General features: G+C 43.9%; 3 protein-coding genes and 1 pseudogene. All 4 read left to right on the forward strand.

Annotation, left to right across the window (positions count from 1 at the left end; genetic code table 11):
* Positions 1 to 74: 74 nt before the first annotated feature.
* Positions 75 to 806, forward strand: a pseudogene (locus QUB10_RS33945) (aminotransferase class III-fold pyridoxal phosphate-dependent enzyme); the annotation flags it as partial.
* A gap of 166 nt (positions 807 to 972) precedes the next feature.
* Positions 973 to 1,422: a winged helix-turn-helix domain-containing protein gene (locus tag QUB10_RS33950; RefSeq protein WP_333207508.1), complete on the forward strand. Its 450-nt coding sequence runs from the start codon at positions 973 to 975 to the stop codon at positions 1,420 to 1,422.
* Positions 1,379 to 2,401 (forward strand): PLP-dependent aminotransferase family protein, encoded by a 1,023-nt coding sequence (locus QUB10_RS33955; RefSeq protein ID WP_333207510.1) that lies wholly within the window; start codon positions 1,379 to 1,381, stop codon positions 2,399 to 2,401. The genes QUB10_RS33950 and QUB10_RS33955 overlap by 44 nt, the downstream gene beginning before the upstream one ends.
* Positions 2,402 to 2,597: 196 nt before the next feature.
* Positions 2,598 to 2,786: a hypothetical protein gene (locus QUB10_RS33960; protein ID WP_333207511.1), complete on the forward strand. Its 189-nt coding sequence runs from the start codon at positions 2,598 to 2,600 to the stop codon at positions 2,784 to 2,786.
* Positions 2,787 to 3,076 lie beyond the last annotated feature (290 nt).

The raw sequence follows: 3,076 nt of genomic DNA on the forward strand, positions 1-3,076 counted from the left end.
AAGTTACATCGTCAAATATTTTTAACTGGTTTACACACTGCTGTTATTGTACCTCATCTTTCTGAGAAAGGCTATATGTTCCTTACAACAATATTGCGGCGCTAGATAAAGCAATTAACGATCTTAATCAAGACAAACCTTGTATCGCAGCAATTATGCTGGAACCCCTACAAGGAGAGGGGGGTGTTCATCCTGGTGACTTATTTTATTTTCAGTATGTTCGACAACGTTGTGATGATTTAGGTATCCTCTTGATCCTGGATGAGATTCAGACTGGGATAGGTCGTTCTGGAACGTTTTGGGGATATCAACATCTCGGTGTTGAACCAGATATTTTGACTGTGGCAAAGGGATTAGGAGGTGGTATTCCAATCGGCGCAACGCTGTGTAAAGAATTCTGCAATGTCTTTGAGCCAGGAGATCACGGCAGCACGTTTGGTGGAAATCCGCTTGCCTGTGCGGTTGCTCTAACAGTATGTCAAACACTAGAGCGCGACAATCTACTGAGTAATGTGCAGCAGCGCGGAGAGCAGCTAAGAAATGGCTTGAAGCAAATTGGCGATCGCTATCCGCAATATATTCAAGATGTGCGTGGCTGGGGACTTTTAAATGGACTTATCCTTAAGCCAGACAGCACACTCACTCCAACTGATATTGTTCAAGCAACATTGAATGAAGGCTTACTGTTGATTACTACTAATCTTCATGCAATTCGTTTGGTTCCGCCTCTAATTGTAACTGCTGAAGAAGTTGCTCAAGCACTGCTGGTAATTGAGCGCATTTTTGCCTCACTTAGTTCAACCTAAGATATTGCACCATTCTCAAGAACGGGCTCTCCGGCCAGTTCCACAATAAAGCTGATTAAACTCATCTGGAGGCGGGAATTATTAATTTGCTCAGTCCAGGGGACTCTGTGCTAGATTGATTGGTCTAATGTTACGAGCTAATTAGTGGCTATTTTTATGTACCAATATGCTGCATATCGATTTAGATAAAACCTCTAAACATCTTCCATATTACCTACAAATATTGGAGCAGATTCGCAATGCGATCGCGTCAGGTATACTAGCTGCGGGCACACCGCTACCTCCCAGTCGTCAACTGGCGATCGAATTGGGAATTGCTCGTCGAACAGTTGTTCTAGCGTATGAAGAACTGTGTGCACAAGGGTACTGCACAGGCAAAGTAGGACATGGTACTGTCGTTACTCAAATTCCAGTCTTACAACCAGAAGACAAGATTCGCAACACACAGGGATTCCCCAAGTGGCTATTAACTGAAGCCTCCTATACCTTTCAAGCAGACGATCGATCGGGATACAGACAAAATCTGCTTCACACCAAGCCTTGCTCAAGTCGATCGCCTACCACTCAAGACTATGCAGCAAACATTGAATCAGACGATTCGCCAAGCTATTCCTGAATTGAGTCATTACAAGAAAGATAATGGAGATTTAGAACTCATTCAGGCACTCTGTCAAAAGGTTCTACCAACGCGAGGTATTCAAGCTGAACAGAATCAAGTTTTAATTACTCATGGATCGCAGCATTCCTCTTCTCTCTTGAGTATCTTGGTTGCGCCTTATGGTGGCAGCATTAGCTATGGAATTCCCGGTTATCTAGCTATTCCTCAAAATTTCATCATGCGAGGTATGAAAGGAATTGCCGGTCCCGTAGATTCGGAAGGAGTGCGCTTAACTGAGGATGCCTATTCTGCTCGAATCCACTACGTGATGCCCGAACATCATTTTCCTCAAGGTGTAACTCTGTCGCCCAGTCGTCGATCGGCTTTGTTGCAACTTGCTGAAGCACAGGATGCCCTGATCGTTGAAGATGATTATGATAGTGAGTTTTATTACGATCGGCATCCATTACCTGCATTAAAAGCTGGAGATTTTGGAGGACGAGTTGTTTACATGGGCACCTTTTCCAAGCTATTGTTTAATAGTTTACGACTAGGGTATATTGTGGCTCATCCAGAAATTATTCGGCGCCTAGTTGATATTCGGTGGCAGTTGGATGGTGGGACGAGTTTAGTCTTGCAACGTTGGGTCGCGAAACTGTTAGAATCTGGAGCAGTGGAACGTCACCTGCGACGGATGCGAATTCATTATCGTCATAAACGAGACTCGATCGCTACATATTTACGAGAGTTGTTTCCAGAGTGGGGTTGGCAACTCCCAGGTGGTGGTATGCAGTTTTGGATTAAGCTTCCACCCGATCGCCCCGCAGACGAGATTGTGAATCTCGCAGCAGAAAGAGGAGTGGGTTTGTGCTCAGGGGCAGCTTATTTTGAGCCTGATGCAAAAGAGGCAAATTATTATCTAGTGCTTGGATATGGTGCAGTTACAGAATCTGATATTCATCAAGCATTTCATAGACTTAAGGGTTTGAGGCATTGACGGTAAACAATGATGTCCTCACTAGAATTAGCTGGATGCTTAAGTTAGGGAGGCGACTTTTTCACTAAACGGATTGTATCCTCTCAAAGTTTAGCGACTGTAATACAGTAGATTCCACGTTTATGGAGTACACCCCGGATCAATAAATCCCCGGATCGCCAATTGTAGGGAAACGGTACAGCGGCGTCTCCTGACTGTGAGTAATCTCAAATCCGGTGGCATCGGATTTGAGATTAGCTGTGGAAAAACCTGTGGAAAAGTTGCCCTCCGTTTGTGGAAAACATTACTGCTTGGCTCAAAACAGTTTTTGCACAAAGATGGGCGGGCGATCGACCTCAACAGCTTTTCCACAAGTTTTCCACAGGTATTTATTACCTATAAGTAAAGCCCAGCAAGCAGTTAGCTTTTTTTTCCACAGTTTCCACAGGGCGATCGACACAAAAATAACTCAATAAATTAAAAAAAACTGGTTATCCCTACACACCCTACACACATAGTTCGCGACCCGCGCTAGCCTTAGAAACCCGGTTTCTTGGAAGATTTCTCGTTTTTACAGGCAAAATTTTGCCTAGAAACCCGGTTTCTAGCCCCAGGCTTAATACCATTTTTTTAAAGATGTGATAGACTTGTATAAAAAGTAAAGGAGAGAATTACAATGTCTGGTCGTCCTCATAT

Source organism: Microcoleus sp. B5-D4, assembly GCF_036705145.1.
Classification (GTDB): domain Bacteria; phylum Cyanobacteriota; class Cyanobacteriia; order Cyanobacteriales; family Microcoleaceae; genus Microcoleus.

Coding starts and splice junctions, on each gene's coding strand:
- QUB10_RS33950 (WP_333207508.1), top strand. CDS start 973: ATGCTGCATATCGATTTAGATAAAACCTCTAAACATCTTCCATATTAC.
- QUB10_RS33955 (WP_333207510.1), top strand. CDS start 1,379: ATGCAGCAAACATTGAATCAGACGATTCGCCAAGCTATTCCTGAATTG.